The sequence below is a fragment of the Streptomyces iranensis genome, assembly GCF_017874715.1.
In the GTDB taxonomy this organism is placed as follows: domain Bacteria; phylum Actinomycetota; class Actinomycetes; order Streptomycetales; family Streptomycetaceae; genus Streptomyces; species Streptomyces iranensis.
In genome coordinates, this window is record NZ_JAGGLR010000001.1 from 125,519 (window position 1) to 140,169 (window position 14,651).

Annotated in this window: 14 protein-coding genes; 1 reads left to right on the forward strand and 13 read right to left on the reverse strand. The window is 70.4% G+C overall.

The features are described from left to right. Positions 1-75: 75 nt before the first annotated feature. Both J2Z30_RS00580 and J2Z30_RS00585 read right to left on the reverse strand, forming a co-directional pair. A complete protein-coding gene (locus tag J2Z30_RS00580; RefSeq protein WP_044577242.1) occupies positions 76-1,530 on the reverse strand; it encodes an alkaline phosphatase PhoX in 1,455 nt (484 codons plus the stop codon). A gap of 344 nt (positions 1,531-1,874) precedes the next feature. Next, complete coding sequence (locus J2Z30_RS00585) at positions 1,875-3,410, reverse strand: hypothetical protein (RefSeq protein WP_044577240.1); 1,536 nt, start codon at positions 3,408-3,410, stop codon at positions 1,875-1,877. A 422-nt stretch (positions 3,411-3,832) separates the two neighbouring features. Here J2Z30_RS00585 and J2Z30_RS00590 point away from each other — a divergent pair, with 422 nt between their 5' ends. Continuing rightward, positions 3,833-5,659, forward strand: coding sequence for a DUF8508 domain-containing protein (locus tag J2Z30_RS00590; protein ID WP_044577237.1), 1,827 nt, complete (start codon positions 3,833-3,835; stop codon positions 5,657-5,659). A gap of 139 nt (positions 5,660-5,798) precedes the next feature. On the opposite strand, the gene dapD is transcribed toward J2Z30_RS00590, so the two are convergent. The 11 genes from dapD to J2Z30_RS00645 all read right to left on the reverse strand — a co-directional run bounded on the left by dapD (position 5,799) and on the right by J2Z30_RS00645 (position 14,541). Beyond that, the gene (gene dapD, locus J2Z30_RS00595; RefSeq protein WP_044577234.1) at positions 5,799-6,788 is read right to left on the reverse strand and encodes a 2,3,4,5-tetrahydropyridine-2,6-dicarboxylate N-succinyltransferase; all 990 of its coding nucleotides are present in this window, start codon (positions 6,786-6,788) and stop codon (positions 5,799-5,801) included. Between the two features lie 120 nt (positions 6,789-6,908). Then, the gene (locus J2Z30_RS00600; RefSeq protein ID WP_044577232.1) at positions 6,909-7,478 is read right to left on the reverse strand and encodes a TetR/AcrR family transcriptional regulator; all 570 of its coding nucleotides are present in this window, start codon (positions 7,476-7,478) and stop codon (positions 6,909-6,911) included. Beyond that, positions 7,478-7,798, reverse strand: coding sequence for a DMT family transporter (locus J2Z30_RS00605; protein ID WP_044577230.1), 321 nt, complete (start codon positions 7,796-7,798; stop codon positions 7,478-7,480). Before J2Z30_RS00605 ends, J2Z30_RS00600 begins: the two co-directional genes overlap by 1 nt. 109 nt (positions 7,799-7,907) lie before the next feature. After that, on the reverse strand, positions 7,908-8,246 hold the full coding sequence (locus J2Z30_RS00610; RefSeq protein WP_044577227.1) for a metal-sulfur cluster assembly factor: 339 nt from the start codon (positions 8,244-8,246) through the stop codon (positions 7,908-7,910). Beyond that, positions 8,243-8,707: a Fe-S cluster assembly sulfur transfer protein SufU gene (gene sufU / locus J2Z30_RS00615; RefSeq protein ID WP_044577224.1), complete on the reverse strand. Its 465-nt coding sequence runs from the start codon at positions 8,705-8,707 to the stop codon at positions 8,243-8,245. Before sufU ends, J2Z30_RS00610 begins: the two co-directional genes overlap by 4 nt. A gap of 11 nt (positions 8,708-8,718) precedes the next feature. Further along, a complete protein-coding gene (locus tag J2Z30_RS00620; protein ID WP_044577220.1) occupies positions 8,719-9,975 on the reverse strand; it encodes a cysteine desulfurase in 1,257 nt (418 codons plus the stop codon). Next, positions 9,972-10,736 carry a Fe-S cluster assembly ATPase SufC gene (gene sufC / locus J2Z30_RS00625; RefSeq protein WP_020872228.1) on the reverse strand — a complete coding sequence of 255 codons (765 nt, stop codon included), beginning with the start codon at positions 10,734-10,736 and terminating at the stop codon, positions 9,972-9,974. Before sufC ends, J2Z30_RS00620 begins: the two co-directional genes overlap by 4 nt. A gap of 7 nt (positions 10,737-10,743) precedes the next feature. Then, positions 10,744-11,067, reverse strand: a complete 324-nt coding sequence (locus J2Z30_RS00630) for a bifunctional 3-phenylpropionate/cinnamic acid dioxygenase ferredoxin subunit (protein ID WP_044577216.1) — start codon at positions 11,065-11,067, stop codon at positions 10,744-10,746. Continuing rightward, positions 11,064-12,233: a Fe-S cluster assembly protein SufD gene (gene sufD, locus J2Z30_RS00635; protein WP_044577214.1), complete on the reverse strand. Its 1,170-nt coding sequence runs from the start codon at positions 12,231-12,233 to the stop codon at positions 11,064-11,066. Before sufD ends, J2Z30_RS00630 begins: the two co-directional genes overlap by 4 nt. Positions 12,234-12,322: 89 nt before the next feature. After that, positions 12,323-13,744, reverse strand: coding sequence for a Fe-S cluster assembly protein SufB (sufB, locus tag J2Z30_RS00640; protein WP_044577211.1), 1,422 nt, complete (start codon positions 13,742-13,744; stop codon positions 12,323-12,325). Further along, the gene (locus tag J2Z30_RS00645) at positions 13,741-14,541 is read right to left on the reverse strand and encodes a helix-turn-helix transcriptional regulator (protein WP_044577209.1); all 801 of its coding nucleotides are present in this window, start codon (positions 14,539-14,541) and stop codon (positions 13,741-13,743) included. The genes sufB and J2Z30_RS00645 overlap by 4 nt, the downstream gene beginning before the upstream one ends. Positions 14,542-14,651 lie beyond the last annotated feature (110 nt).

A 14,651-nucleotide genomic window follows, 5' to 3' on the forward strand; every position in this document is an offset into this window, starting at 1 on the left:
CGGGACGATTCCCCCGGCCCCGCTCGGCGTCAGCCCCCGGCCTCGCTCTGCGTCAGCCCCCGGCCCCGCTCGGCGTCAGCGCTGGCGGCGCCAGGGGCCGGTGATCGCGAGCATGATGCCCGGCACCTGGATGTTGGCGTAGAGCGTCGAGCCGTCGGGCGAGAAGACCACACCGGTGAACTCGCTGAACTCCGGCTCCTCCGCGCTGCCGATGTTCAGGTCGTTGCGCGCGATCGGGTACGTCCGGCCGTCCTCGGTGGCGCCGAAGAGGTGCTGGACGCCCTCGCCGTCCTCGGCGATGACCAGACCGCCGTACGGCGAGACCGTGATGTTGTCCGGGCCGTCGAAGGCGCCGTCCTTCGACGGGTCGGGGTTGACGCCCAGCAGCACCTTGAGGGTGAGGGTGCGGCGCTTGGGGTCGTAGAACCAGACCTGGCCGTCGTGCTGGACCGGGCTCTCCTCACGGGCGAACGAGGAGACGATGTACGCGCCGCCGTCCGCCCACCACATGCCCTCCAGCTTGCGGGCCCGGGTGATCTCGCCGTCCTTGAACTGCTTGCGCACCGACACCGACTTCGCGTCGCGGTCCGGCACCGGCTCCCAGTCCACGCCGTAGACCGTGCCGGTCTTGGTGGCGCGGGACAGGTCGTCCACGAAGTTGCCGCCCGAGTCGTAGCACTTGGGCGCCTGGAGCACGCCCGCGTCGTCCTTGAGCGTGTCGAGCTTGCCGCGGCCGTGCTCGAAGCCGCGCGGCGGGACCCAGCGGTAGAGGAGGCCGTTCGGTCCTGAGGCGTCCTCGGTGAGGTAGAGGTGGCCGCGCCCCGGGTCCACGACGACGGCCTCGTGGGCGTACCGGCCCAGGGCCTTGATCGGCTTCGGGTCGCGGTTGGCCCTGCGGTCGTGCGGGTCGACCTCGAAGACGTAGCCGTGGTCCTTGGTCATGCCGTTCGTGCCGGCCTTGTCCTCGGTCTCCTCGCAGGTCAGCCAGGTGCCCCAGGGGGTGCGGCCACCGGCGCAGTTGGTCGAGGTGCCCGCGATGCCGACCCACTCGGTGACGTGGTCGCCGTGCTTGGCGACCTCGACGACGGTGCAGCCGCCGGAGGCCGCCGGGTCGTAGACCAGGCCCTCGGTCAGCGGGACCGGGTGCGGCCAGTTGCCGCGGGGGCCGCCCAGCTCGTGATTGTTGACCAGCAGCGTCGCACCGCGCGAGCCCTCGAAGGTGGCGGTGCCGTCGTGGTTGGACGGGGTGGACTCGCCGGACTCCAGCTTCGTCTCACCGGTACGGGTGATGATCTTGTAGCGGAAGCCCTTGGGGAGGGCCAGGATGCCCTTGGGGTCCGCGATGAGCGGACCGTAGCCGAGCGACGAGCCGCCGTGGCCGTGGCCCTCGGTGCTCGCGACGCCCTCCTCCGTCGCCTCAGCGGCCAGCGCGCCGGGTGCGGTGGCGAGCACCCCCGCACTTCCGACCAGGGCGAACCCGGCCCCGGTGTACGCGGAACGCCTCGCGAAGTCTCTTCGGCTGAGCGACATGTCTTCTCCCGAACGCAGGATGGTGTCCTCCGACTGCGGCCATACGTTCCCGTCCCCGGCCGAACATCAGTTGAACGGCGCGCGACATCAACGGACGAATGACCGCCGATCCCATATACGGCGCGCAAAGCGATACGGCTCTACGCGGCGCTCGACTTCCCGGACGGCGGGCCCTTTCCCCTCCCCGCCCCTTCCCGCTACCAGGGGCTTCGCCCCTGGACCCCGGGTCTGGGGCGGAGCCCCCCACGCGGCGGAGCCGCATATCGGCACTGCGGGAAGGGGCGGGGTGGGGAACACCCCCACCGCACGCGCCACCCTCCCTCCAGCATCCCTCTTTGGCGCGGCTATGCCCGGGAGCGGGCCTTGAAGGCGGCCTTGCGGGCCTCCTTCGCGGCCTTCTTGTCGGGGTGCAGGCGCCCCATCGCCTCCAGCACGTCGGCCGTCGCCGGGTGGTCCACCCGCCAGGCCGAGTCGAAGAAGCTCCCCGACTGGTCGACCAGGCCCCGCACCAGATCGCGCAGCTCCGCCGAGTCGCCCTCGGAGGCGAGCTGCGCCGCGAGGGTGTCCACGGTGAGCCAGAAGACCATCTCCTCCGACGGCTCCGGAACGCCCGTCACCCCGTGTTCGGCCAGCCAGACCCGGGCCAGCCCGCCCAGGTGGCGGTCGTCGAGCACCTCGCGCAGGGCGGGCTCGGCCTCGGTTCCGGCCAGCGAGAGGGTCTGCTGGCAGGTGAGGCGGCGCAGCGGCGCGTCCTCGTCGTCGCCGCGGGCGGCGGCCAGCAGCTCGCGGGCGGCCGCCTCCGGCGTACGGCGGGCCAGCCACTGCTCGGCCTCGGCCTGCGCGGCGGGCTCGGGGTGGCCGGGGAGGGCGTCCAGCAGGATGTCGGCGCCCTTGTCGGCCAGGTCGCCGACGGCCGGGGCGTCGATGCCCGCCTCGAGCATCCGGGCCCGTACGGCGTAGACGCCGAGCGGGGTGAGCCGCACCATGCCGTAGCGGGAGACGTCCTCGTCCTCGAGCTCCTGGGCCGTCTCGGGCTCCTGGATCCGGCCCTCGCCGTCGACCTCCTGGATCAGCGCCTCGTCCACCGGCTGGTAGTCGACGAGGCCGGTCGGGGCGAGCAGCCGGAACTGGTCGTCCAGCCGCACCATCGCCTCGGATACCTCTTCGAGGATGTCGTCGGTGGGCTCGTCCATGTCCTCGGGGACGATCATGGAGGCGGCGAGCGCGGGCAGCGGTACGGGGGCCGTGGCGGCCTCGTTGTCCAGGGCGGTCAGCAGATAGAGGTTGCCCAGCACCCCGTCGAGGAACTCGGCCTCCTCCTCCGGGTTCCAGTCGAGCGCGTCGAGGTCGAGCTCACCGCTCTCGCTGATCTGGGCGGCGATGTCGCTCAGATCGGGGGCGGCGGCGTCGGCCAGCACCGTCTCGAAACCGTCGAGCCAGATGTCCAGGATGTCACGGGGGCCGCCCTCGGTGATCAGCCGCAGCTCCTCGCCGCTGGTCGCGACGGCGGAGAACTCGTCCTCGGCCGTCGCCTCACCGTCCGCGTCGGCACCGGCACCGTCGCCGTCGCCATCGCCATCACCGTCGCCGTCGGCCCCCGTCGGCTCCTCGATCTCGACCAGCCCGGTGTCCACCGCCAGCTGCCACGCCTGCGCCGCGTACAGCGCCCCGTCCTCGTCCCCCGCGAGCTCCAGCAGCTCGGTCGCCTCCCGCAGCTCGCCCTCCGGCAGCGCCCCGCCCGACGCCACCGGCTTCCCTTGCTCGGCCCAGCGGGCGAGCCGGACCGCGCGGGCGAGCAGCGGCGCGGCGAGTGCGTCCCGCGCGAGTTCCGCGTCGGTGCGAAGCCGCACGGGCGGCATGGTGGGGCGCTCTTCTGGCATGGGCGGACGTCACTCCTCGAGGGCACGGAAGTCGCGGGCGCGGAGGTCGCGGGCGCGAATGCGGGGCTATGGGGCTGTGGGGCCATGGGTCCACGGGACCGTGAAGCCATGGGGGTACGGCGATGCCGGGGTGTACCGGCGCGGGTGCGCGGATACGGCCCGGACCCCAGCGTAGACGGAACGGGACGGCACTTTCGTCCCGATGTGGTCCGCGCCCCGTCCCGCGCCCCTCCCGTGCCCCTCCCGCACCACATCCCGCGGCCCTCCCGCACCACATCCCGCGGCCCTCGTTCATGTCTCCGTCCCGCTTCCGCCATACCCGGGCCACCCGTCCTCCCTTGACAACTTCCGTGGCGAGGAAAGAGATTGACGCGCGTAGAGGCACCTTCCTCGCCGTTCACTCCTTTCCGGAGGCCACCGCCATGTCCCTTCGCACCCCGCGCGGACCCGTCGTCCTCACCGCCGTCGCCGCCTCCGCCCTCGCGGCCGGGCTGCTCGCGGTCCCCTCGTCGGCCTCCGCCGCCGAGGTCCGCATCCATGACATCCAGGGCGGCACCCGGATATCCCCGCTCGCCGGACAGCAGGTGGACGATGTCCCCGGCACGGTCACGGCGATACGTGCCTTCGGCTCCTCGCGCGGCTTCTGGATCCAGGACACCCGGCCCGACAAGGACGCGGCCACCAGCGAGGCGATCTTCGTCTTCACCGGGTCGACCGCGCCCTCGGTCACCGTGGGCGACTCGGTGCTGGTCTCCGGGACGGTGTCCGAGTACTACCCGGGCGGCAAGGACGCCGGTGGGCAGTCGCTCACCGAGCTATCCAAGGCGACCTGGACCGTCCAGTCCTCCGGCAACGCGCTGCCCGCCGCCTACCGGCTCAACCCCTCCACGATCCCCGACCGCTACACCCCGGACGCCGGTGGCGACTCCATCGAGGGGCTGACGCTGCGGCCGCGCTCGTACGCCCTGGACCGCTACGAGTCGCTGGAGGGCATGCGGGTCTCGGTCGAGAACGCCCCCGTGGTCGGCGCGACCAACACCTACAAGGAGCTGTGGGTCACCGCCGAGCCCCGCCACCAGCGCACCGCGCGCGGCGGCGCCCTCTACAGCTCGTACCGCGACCCGAACGCGGGCCGGGTGAAGGTGGTCTCGCTCCTCCCCTACGCCCAGCACCCCTTCCCCGTGGCGGACGTCGGCGACGCGCTGACCGGCACCACGGCCGGGCCGATGGACTACGACGACTTCGGCGGCTACACGATCGCGGCCACCGCGATGGGCGAACCGGCCGACCACGGCCCGCGGCGGGAGACCACCCGTAAGCAGAAGGCAAACGAACTCTCCATCGCCACCTACAACGTGGAGAACCTCTCCCCCAAGACCGCCCAGTCGAAGTTCGACCGGCTGGCCACCGGCCTTGTGGAGCACCTCGCCTCGCCGGACATCGTCGCCCTGGAGGAGGTCCAGGACGACAACGGCGCGACGAACGACTCAGTGGTGAGCGCCGACGCCACGCTGAAGAAGCTCACCGACACGATCAAGGCGGCGGGCGGTCCCGCGTACGAGTGGCGGCAGATCAACCCGGTGGACGACCAGGACGGCGGCGAGCCGGGCGGCAACATCCGCGTGGCGTTCCTCTACGACCCCGAGCGGGTCTCCTTCACCGACATCCCCGGCGGCGACTCCACCACCCCCGTGAAGGTCGGGAAGAAGGACGGCAAGGCCACGCTGTCGGCCTCCCCCGGCCGTATCGACCCGGCGAACGGCGTCTGGAAGGACAGCCGCAAGCCGCTGGTCGGGCAGTTCTCCTTCCGGGGCCGCCCGGTGTTCGTGGTCGCGAACCACTTCAACTCCAAGGGCGGCGACCAGGGCCTGGACAGCCGCTTCCAGCCCCCGGCCCGCTCCTCGGAGACCCAGCGCACCGGGCAGGCCACGGCGGTCAACACCTTCGTCAAGGCGCTGCTCAACGCCGACCCGAAGGCGTCGGTGGTCGTCGCGGGCGACCTCAACGACTACCAGTTCTCGCCCGCGCTGGCCGACCTCACCAAGGGCGGTGTGCTGACGGACCTGGTGACCCGGCTGCCGAAGGACGAGCGCTACGGCTATGTCTACAACGGCAATTCGCAGGTGCTGGACCACATCCTGACCAGCCGCGCGCTGCGCCGCGCCGACTACGACATCGTGCACATCAACGCCGAGTTCTCGGACCAGTCCAGCGACCACGACCCGCAGGTGGTGCGAGTGCGCCCTTGAGTATTCCGGGGGTGCGGGGGGGGCTTGCCCCCCCCGGCACCCCGTTGTGGGCAATCGTTCCGCGGGGCGGAACGGGTGGGCACAACACCACCCACCGGCCCGCACCCCGCAACGAAACCCAAGGAGCGCGCGCCCAACCTCAGTTGTGGGTGTGCAGCGCCTCGTTCAACCCGCCCCAAGAACCCGTCCGAGGCAACGCCTCCACCGTGCCGGTGATGGAGTTGCGGCGGAAGAGCAGGTTGTTGACACCGGAGAGCTCCAGGGCCTTGGCGATCTTGCCGTCCGGGAGCGTGACGCGGGTGCCCGCCGTCACATACAGCCCCGCCTCGACGATGCAGTCGTCGCCGAGCGAGATGCCCAGGCCCGCCTCGGCGCCGAGCAGGCAGCGCTCGCCAATGGTGATCGTCTGCTTGCCGCCGCCGGAGAGCGTGCCCATGATCGAGGCGCCGCCGCCGACGTCGGAGCCGTCGCCGACCACGACCCCCGCGCTGATCCGGCCCTCGACCATGGAGGTGCCGAGCGTCCCGGCGTTGAAGTTGACGAAGCCCTCGTGCATGACCGTGGTCCCGGGGGCGAGGTGGGCGCCGAGCCGGACCCGGTCGGCGTCGCCGATGCGGACGCCGGCGGGGACGGCATAGTCGGTCATCCGGGGGAACTTGTCGACACTGGTCACCGACAGCTGCAACCCCTCGGCGCGGGCGGCGAGCCGGGCCCGCTCCACCTGGTCGGCGGCGACCGGGCCGAGCGAGGTCCAGGCGACGTTGGCCAGCAGGCCGAACTGGCCGTCCAGGCTCAGGCCGTGCGGCTTGACCAGCCGGTGGCTGAGCAGATGCAGCCGCAGATAGACGTCGTGCGCATCCCTGGGCTTCTCGTCCAGCGAGGCGATGACCGTGCGGACGGCGACGACCTCGACGCCGCGCCGGGGGTCCGGTCCGACCGCCTTGAGGGCGGTCTCGCCCAGCAGCCGCGTGGTGTGCTCGGCATCGAGCCGCTCGGTCCCGGCCGGGCCGGGCTCGGCGGTCAGCTCGGGGGCCGGGAACCAGGTGTCCAGGACGGTGCCGTCCTCGGTGAGGGTGGCGAGACCGGCGGCGACGGCGCCGGTGGGGGCGGTGGTGGGTGCATCGGTCATGGTCAGAACGCTAACCGGAGCCGGGCCCGGGAGGCGAACCGGTCTCAGCGAGCGGTCCCGGGCGGCCGGCCGGCCGCGGTCTCGACCAGCGATCCCGGGCAGCCGGTCCGCCGTGCGGTCTCACCCGGCGGGCGGCCCGTTGTCGCCGTCCACGCCCATGATCCGCGCCAGCGCCGCGCTGGTGCCCTCCCGGTCGTACGGGCGGTCCGCCAACAGCACCTGCAGGGTCAGCCCGTCGATCAGGGCCACCACCGCGCGCGCCGTGGCCGCGTCGGGCATCAGTCGCGCCAGCATCCGGGCCATCTCGTCCAGGCACTCGGCGGCGAGCGGCCGCAGTCCCTCATGGCGCAGCGCGGCGAAGTACAGCTCGTACTCCAGCTCCATCCGCACCCGGTCGCCCGTGAGCTGCTCCCCCAGCCACCGGGCCAGCTCGTCCGCGGGCGGTGCGGCCGGATCGACGCCCTCCACCCAGTGCTCCACCTCCGCCAGCCACTCCGCGTTGATCTGGCGGAGCGCCGCGATCATCAGATCGTCGAGGGTCGCGAAGTGGTAGGTCGTCGAGCCCAGCGGCACATCGGCCGCGGCGGCCACGGCCCGGTGGCCGAGCCCCCCGATGCCGCGCTCGCGGACCACGGCGGCCGCGGCGTCGATGATCCGCTGCCGCCGCTCGGGGTCGTAGCGGCGGCCCATCAGTGGGCGCCGTTCAGATTGAGCACCACCACTCCGGCGATGACCAGCAGCACGCCGAACACCTTGGCGGCGGTCATCGCCTCCCCCAGGAAGAGCATGCCGATCGCGGCGATGACGGCGGTCCCGGCCCCGGCCCATATGGCGTAGGCGGTGCTGACGGAGATGGTCTTGAGCGTGTGCGCGAGCAGGACGAAGGACAGCAGATAGCCCGCGCCGGTGGCCAGCGAGGGCCAGAGCCTGCTGAAGCCTTCGCTGTACTTCATCGAGGTGGTCGCCAGGATCTCGGCCAGGATGGCCCCGGAGAGCGTCACATATCCCATGCGTACAATCGTACACAACGATGCGTACGAGCGTACGCAACGATCCGCCGACATACGAAACGGCCCCCGCGCCGAAGCGCGGGGGCCGTTTCGACAAGCCCAGGGGCCGTCAGACGTTGAAGCCGAGCGCCCGCAGCTGCTCACGCCCATCGTCAGTGATCTTGTCCGGGCCCCACGGCGGCATCCAGACCCAGTTGATCCGCAGCTCGTTGACGATGCCGTCGGTCGCGGACTTGGCCTGGTCCTCGATGACATCGGTCAGCGGACAGGCCGCCGAGGTGAGCGTCATGTCGATGGTGGCGATATTGCCGTCGTCGACATGGATGCCGTAGACCAGGCCGAGGTTGACCACGTCGATGCCCAGCTCGGGGTCCACGACGTCGTACAGGGCCTCGCGGACCTCTTCCTCGCTGGCGGGCTTGGTGGTGGTGGTCACGTTCTCACTCATGCGGTCTTCCCTCCGGCGGTCTCGCCCAGTGCCTGCGCCGTGGCGTCCTTCCACGCCATCCAGCTCAGCAGGGCGCATTTCACCCGGGCCGGGTACTTGGAGACACCGGCGAACGCGATCGCGTCCTCCAGCACCTCCTCCATGGCGTCGTCCGGCTCGGCCTTGCCCTTGGACTGCATCAGCTCCAGGAAGGTCTCCTGGATTCTGCGGGCCTCGGTCAGCTCCTTGCCCACCAGCAGCTCATTGAGCACCGAGGCGCTGGCCTGGCTGATGGAACAGCCCTGGCCCTCGTAGCTCACGTCCTTGATGGTGTCGCCGTCAAGCCGCACCCGGAGCGTGATCTCGTCACCGCAGGTGGGATTGACGTGGTGTACCTCTGCGTCGCCGTTCCTCAGCCCCCGGCCGTGGGGGTTCTTGTAGTGGTCCAGGATCACGTCCTGGTACATCGAATCCAGCTTCACGCGGCACGCCCCTACCCGAAGAAGTTCCGTACGTGCTCCAGACCCTCCACCAAGGCGTCGACCTCGGCAGGCGTGGAGTACAGATAGAACGACGCTCGGGTGGTCGCCGGAATTCCGTAGCGCAGGCATACGGGGCGGGCGCAGTGGTGGCCGACCCGGACCGCGATCCCCTGCTCGTCCAGCACCTGGCCCACGTCGTGGGGGTGGATGTCGCCGAGCGTGAAGGAGATCGTGGCACCGCGCTCCTCGGCCGTGGTGGGGCCGATGATGCGCAGGTCCGGCACCTCCAGGAGCCTGCCGACCGCGTAGTGCGTGAGGGCGTGCTCATGGCGGGCGATGTTGTCCATGCCGATCGAGGTGAGGTAGTCCACGGCCGCGCCGAGGCCGACGGCCTGGGCGATCGGGGGCGTACCGGCCTCGAACTTGTGCGGCGCCGGGGCGTAGGTGGACGAGTGCATCGAGACGGTCTCGATCATCTCGCCGCCGCCGAGGAACGGAGGCAGGTCCTCCAGCAGCTCCTGGCGGCCCCACAGCACCCCGATGCCGGTCGGACCGCACATCTTGTGACCGGTGAAGGCCACGAAGTCGGCCTGGAGCGCCTGCACGTCCAGCAACATGTGCGGGGCGGCCTGGGAGGCGTCGATCACCACGAGGGCGCCGACGTCCTGGGCGCGGCGGACGATCGCCTCGACCGGGTTGACCGTGCCGAGGATGTTGGAGACCAGCACGAACGAGACGACCTTGGTCTTCTCGGTGATGATCTGCTCTATCTCCGACAGGTCGAGGCGGCCGTCATCGGTGAGGCCGAACCACTTCAGCTTCGCGCCGGTGCGCTGCGAGAGCAGCTGCCACGGAACGATGTTGGAGTGGTGCTCCATCTCGGTGATGACGATCTCGGTGTCCTGGTCCACCCGGTAGGGCTCATCGGCCCAGCCGAGCATGTTGGCGACCAGGTTGAGGGACTCCGACGCGTTCTTGGTGAAGATCACCTCGTCGCGGCTGGGAGCGTTGATGAAGGCGGCGACCTTGTCGCGGGCGCCCTCGTACAGCGCCGTGGCCTCCTCTGCGAGCACATGGACGCCCCGGTGCACATTGGCGTTGGAGCGCTCGTAGTAGTCGTTCAGCACGTCAAGTACCTGGCGCGGCTTCTGCGAAGTCGCCGCGTTGTCCAGGTAGACGAGCCGCTGGCCGTCGTGGACGACCCGGTCCAGGATCGGGAAGTCCTTGCGGATCGCCTCGGTGTCGAGGAGGCCCGGCAACTGTGTCACTCGGACGCGCCTCCCTTCACGTACTCCTCGTAGCCCTCTTCCTCCAGCTTGTCGGCGAGCTCGGGACCGCCGGACTCGGCGATCCGGCCCGCCGCGAAGACGTGGACGTGGTCGGGCTTGATGTACCGCAGGATGCGGGTGTAGTGGGTGATCAGCAGGGTGCCCACCTGGCCGGCCTCGCGGACCCGGTTGACGCCCTCGGAGACCACCCGCAGCGCGTCCACGTCGAGGCCGGAGTCGGTCTCGTCGAGGATCGCGATGGCCGGCTTCAGCAGCTCCAGCTGGAGGATCTCGTGGCGCTTCTTCTCACCGCCGGAGAAGCCCTCGTTCACATTCCGCTCGGCGAAGGAGGGGTCGATGTGGAGGCGCTCCATGGCCTCCTTGACCTCCTTCACCCAGGTGCGCAGCTTGGGCGCCTCGCCGCGGATCGCGGTCGCGGAGGTACGCAGGAAGTTGGAGACCGAGACGCCGGGGACCTCGACCGGGTACTGCATGGCGAGGAAGACACCGGCGCGGGCGCGCTCGTCGACGGACATCGCGAGCACGTCCTCGCCGTCCAGCGTCACGGTGCCGCCGGTGACCGTGTACTTCGGGTGACCGGCGAGCGAGTAGGCCAGGGTGGACTTGCCGGAGCCGTTGGGGCCCATGATGGCGTGCGTCTCGCCCTGCTTCACGGTCAGGTCGACACCGCGCAGGATCTCGCGGGGGCCGCCCTCGGCGTCGACGGAAACGTGCAGGTCGTTGATCTCAAGCGTGGCCATGGGTGCCTCAGGACTCCTGGGTGACGGAGACGAGCACATCGTCCCCTTCGATCTTTACGGGGTACACGGGGATCGGGCGCGTCGCGGGGAGGCCGGACGGCTTTCCGGTGCGCAGGTCGAAGCTGGAGCCGTGCAGCCAGCACTCGATCTGGCAGTCCTCCACCTCGCCCTCGGACAGCGAGACGTTCGCGTGCGAGCAGATGTCGTTGACCGCGAACACCTCGCCCTCGGTGCGCACCAGAGCGACCGGCACGCCCTCGAGCTCGACCCGCTTGGGGGTGTCTTCGTCGAGTTCGTCCAGCGCGCAGACGCGTACGAAGGTCGGGGTCATCCTACGGACGCCTCCAGCTCGGCCTCGATCTTGGCGATGAGCCGCTCCTCCAGCTCGGGGAGCCCGATCTGCTGGACGAGCTCGGCGAAGAAGCCGCGGACCACCAGACGGCGGGCCTCATCGGCCGGGATGCCGCGCGCCATCAGGTAGAACAGCTGCTCGTCCTCGAAGCGGCCGGTCGCGCTCGCGTGACCGGCGCCGACGATCTCACCGGTCTCGATCTCCAGGTTCGGCACCGAGTCGACGCGGGCGCCGTCGGTGAGGACCAGGTTGCGGTTGAGCTCATAGGTGTCGGTGCCCTCCGCGGCGGCCCGGATCAGCACATCGCCGATCCACACCGCGTGCGCCTCCGCGCCCTGCAGCGCGCCCTTGTAGGCCACGTTGCTGCGGCAGTGCGGGGTGTCGTGGTCGATGAAGAGCCGGTGCTCCTGGTGCTGGCCGTTGTCGGTGAAGTACAGGCCATAGAGCTCGGCCTCACCGCCCGGGGCGCCGTAGACGACCCGCGGATGGAGCCGCACCAGGTCGCCGCCGAAGGTGACGACCACGGACTTGAAGGTGGCGTCCCGGCCGACCAGCGCGGTGTGCTGACCGACGTGGACCGCGGTGTCGTCCCAGTCCTGGACCGAGACCACGGTGAGCTTGGCGCCGTCGCCGATCAGGTACTCCACATTGGCGGCGACCGTGGCGTCACCGGTGTGGTCGATGACCACGACCGCCTCGGCGAAGGCGCCGATCTCGATCACCTGGTGGCCGAAGGCGGTGCCGCCCTCGCCGTGCACGGCGATCCGCACCGGCTCGGTGAGCACCGTCTCCTTGGGCACCGAGACGACCGACGCCTTCTCGAAGGAGCTGTACGCCTGCGCCGCCACCCGGTCCACCGGCTTGCCGGCCTTCCCCAGGCGCGCGTCGTCACGGCCCACGGTCTCGACCGTGACACCCGCGGGGGCGGCCACCTCGACCTTGACGCCGCCGTCGGCGACGGCCGTGCCGTCGTGGAGACCGCGCAGCCGCTCCAGGGGGGTGAACCGCCAGTCCTCCTCGCGGCCGTGGGGCACCGGGAAGTCGGCCACGTCGTACGACGCGGGCGCGCTCACCCGGGCATCGGTGGGCTGGCCCACCTGGATGACGCCGTCCGTGGTGGATCCGGCCGGGATGGTTTCAGCCATGGCTGTCGTACTGCTCTCTTTCTGCCTGATGGGCCTGAGTGGGGTGCCCGGGAGGGCTTCGGCCCCCGCCGGGCGGGGAGGGGGTGGCGTCAGCCGACCGCGCCCTCCATCTGCAGCTCGATCAGCCGGTTCAGCTCCAGCGCGTACTCCATGGGCAGCTCGCGCGCGATCGGCTCGACGAACCCGCGCACGATCATCGCCATGGCCTCGTCCTCGGACAGACCGCGGCTCATCAGGTAGAAGAGCTGGTCGTCGCTGACCTTGGAGACGGTCGCCTCATGGCCCATGGACACGTCGTCCTCGCGGACGTCCACATACGGGTAGGTGTCCGAGCGGGAGATCGTGTCGACCAGCAGGGCGTCGCACAGCACATTGGACTTGGAGCCCTCGGCGCCCTCGCCGATCTCGATCAGACCGCGGTAGGAGGTGCGGCCACCGCCGCGCGCCACCGACTTGGAGACGATGTTCGACGAGGTGCGGGGGGCCATGTGGACCATCTTGGCGCCGGCGTCCTGGTGCTGGCCCTCGCCCGCGAAGGCGATGGACAGGGTCTCGCCCTTGGCGTGCTCACCCATCAGGTAGACGGCGGGGTACTTCATGGTCACCTTGGAGCCGATGTTGCCGTCGACCCACTCCATGGTCGCGCCCTCGTAGGCCACGGCGCGCTTGGTGACCAGGTTGTAGACGTTGTTCGACCAGTTCTGGATGGTCGTGTAGCGGCAGCGGGCGCCCTTCTTGACGATGATCTCGACGACCGCGGAGTGCAGCGAGTCCGACTTGTAGATCGGCGCGGTGCAGCCCTCGACGTAGTGGACGTAGGCGTCCTCGTCGACGATGATCAGCGTCCGCTCGAACTGGCCCATGTTCTCGGTGTTGATACGGAAGTACGCCTGCAGCGGGATCTCCACGTGCACGCCCTTCGGCACGTAGATGAACGAGCCGCCGGACCAGACCGCCGTGTTCAGCGAGGCGAACTTGTTGTCGCCCGCCGGGATCACGGTGCCGAAGTACTCCTTGAAGAGCTCCGGGTGCTCCTTGAGCGCGGTGTCGGTGTCCAGGAAGATGACGCCCTGCTCCTCCAGGTCCTCACGGATCTGGTGGTAGACGACCTCGGACTCGTACTGGGCCGCGACACCCGCGACGAGGCGCTGCTTCTCGGCCTCCGGGATGCCCAGCTTGTCGTACGTGTTCTTGATGTCCTCGGGCAGCTCCTCCCAGGAGGCGGCCTGCTGCTCGGTGGAGCGGACGAAGTACTTGATGTTGTCGAAGTCGATACCCGACAGATCCGAGCCCCAGGTGGGCATGGGCTTCTTGCCGAAGAGCCGCAGGCCCTTCAGACGGAGCTTGAGCATCCACTCCGGCTCGGACTTCTTCGCCGAGATGTCGCGTACGACCTCCTCGGAGAGGCCGCGCTTGGCCGATGCGCCGGCCACGTCGGAGTCGGCCCAGCCGTACTCGTAGTTGCCCAGACCCTCGAGCTCGGGGTGAGCGGTCTCCGTGGGGAGAGTCATTCGGGGTTCCTCCCGGCCGTGCTGGCAGATGCGGTGGTGGTCTTGGTGGTGCTGGTGCCGGTCTTCTCGACCTCGCCGGTCTTCGGAACGAACGTCGTGCACACCCCGTCGCCATGGGCGATGGTGGCCAGACGCTGCACATGGGTTCCGAGCAGCTGGGAGAAGACCTCGGTCTCCGCCTCACACAGCTGCGGATATCGCTCGGCTGCGTGGGCGACCGGGCAGTGGTGCTGGCAGAGCTGTTCGCCGACCGGCGCGCTGCGCGCCGTAGCAGCGTACCCGTCCGCGGAGAGTGCTCCGGCGAGCGCTTCGGTGCGGCCGCCGGGGGCGGCGGCCTCGACGGCGCCGCGGTACCCCTCCGCCTGGGCGGCGAGCCTGGCGCGGGCGAACGCCGCGACCGCCGCGCGCCCCGCCTCGCCGCCTCCGGCGCTCTGCTCGATCCAGCGGAGAGCGTCGACGGCGAGCTTGTCGTAGGCCTGGTCGAAGGCGTCGCGACCGCAGTCGGTGAGCGCGAAGACCTTGGCCGGGCGGCCGCGCCCCCGCGCCCCGTACACCCTCTTCTCTCGGGGCTCGACGACGCCGTCGGCGACGAGGGTGTCCAGGTGGCGACGGACGGCCGCCTGGGTCAGCTCCAGCCGCAGGGCGAGCTCCGCCGCGGTGGAGGGACCGTGGTCGAGGATGGAGCGCGCCACCCGGTTGCGGGTGCCGTGCTGCTCTTCCGGCGCGGACGCAGGCGTGCCGGACCGCGCGGCCGCTTCGGCCGCGCGTTCGTTCGGAGCCTCGCTCGCGTATTTCACAACGCCATTGTTGCGTAATTCTCCGGCGATCCACAAGCGAGGAGTTCGCCGGTTCCGGTGGGGTACATCACTTAGGTCTGCCTAAGTCCGAGACCGGGGCTCACCTGCGG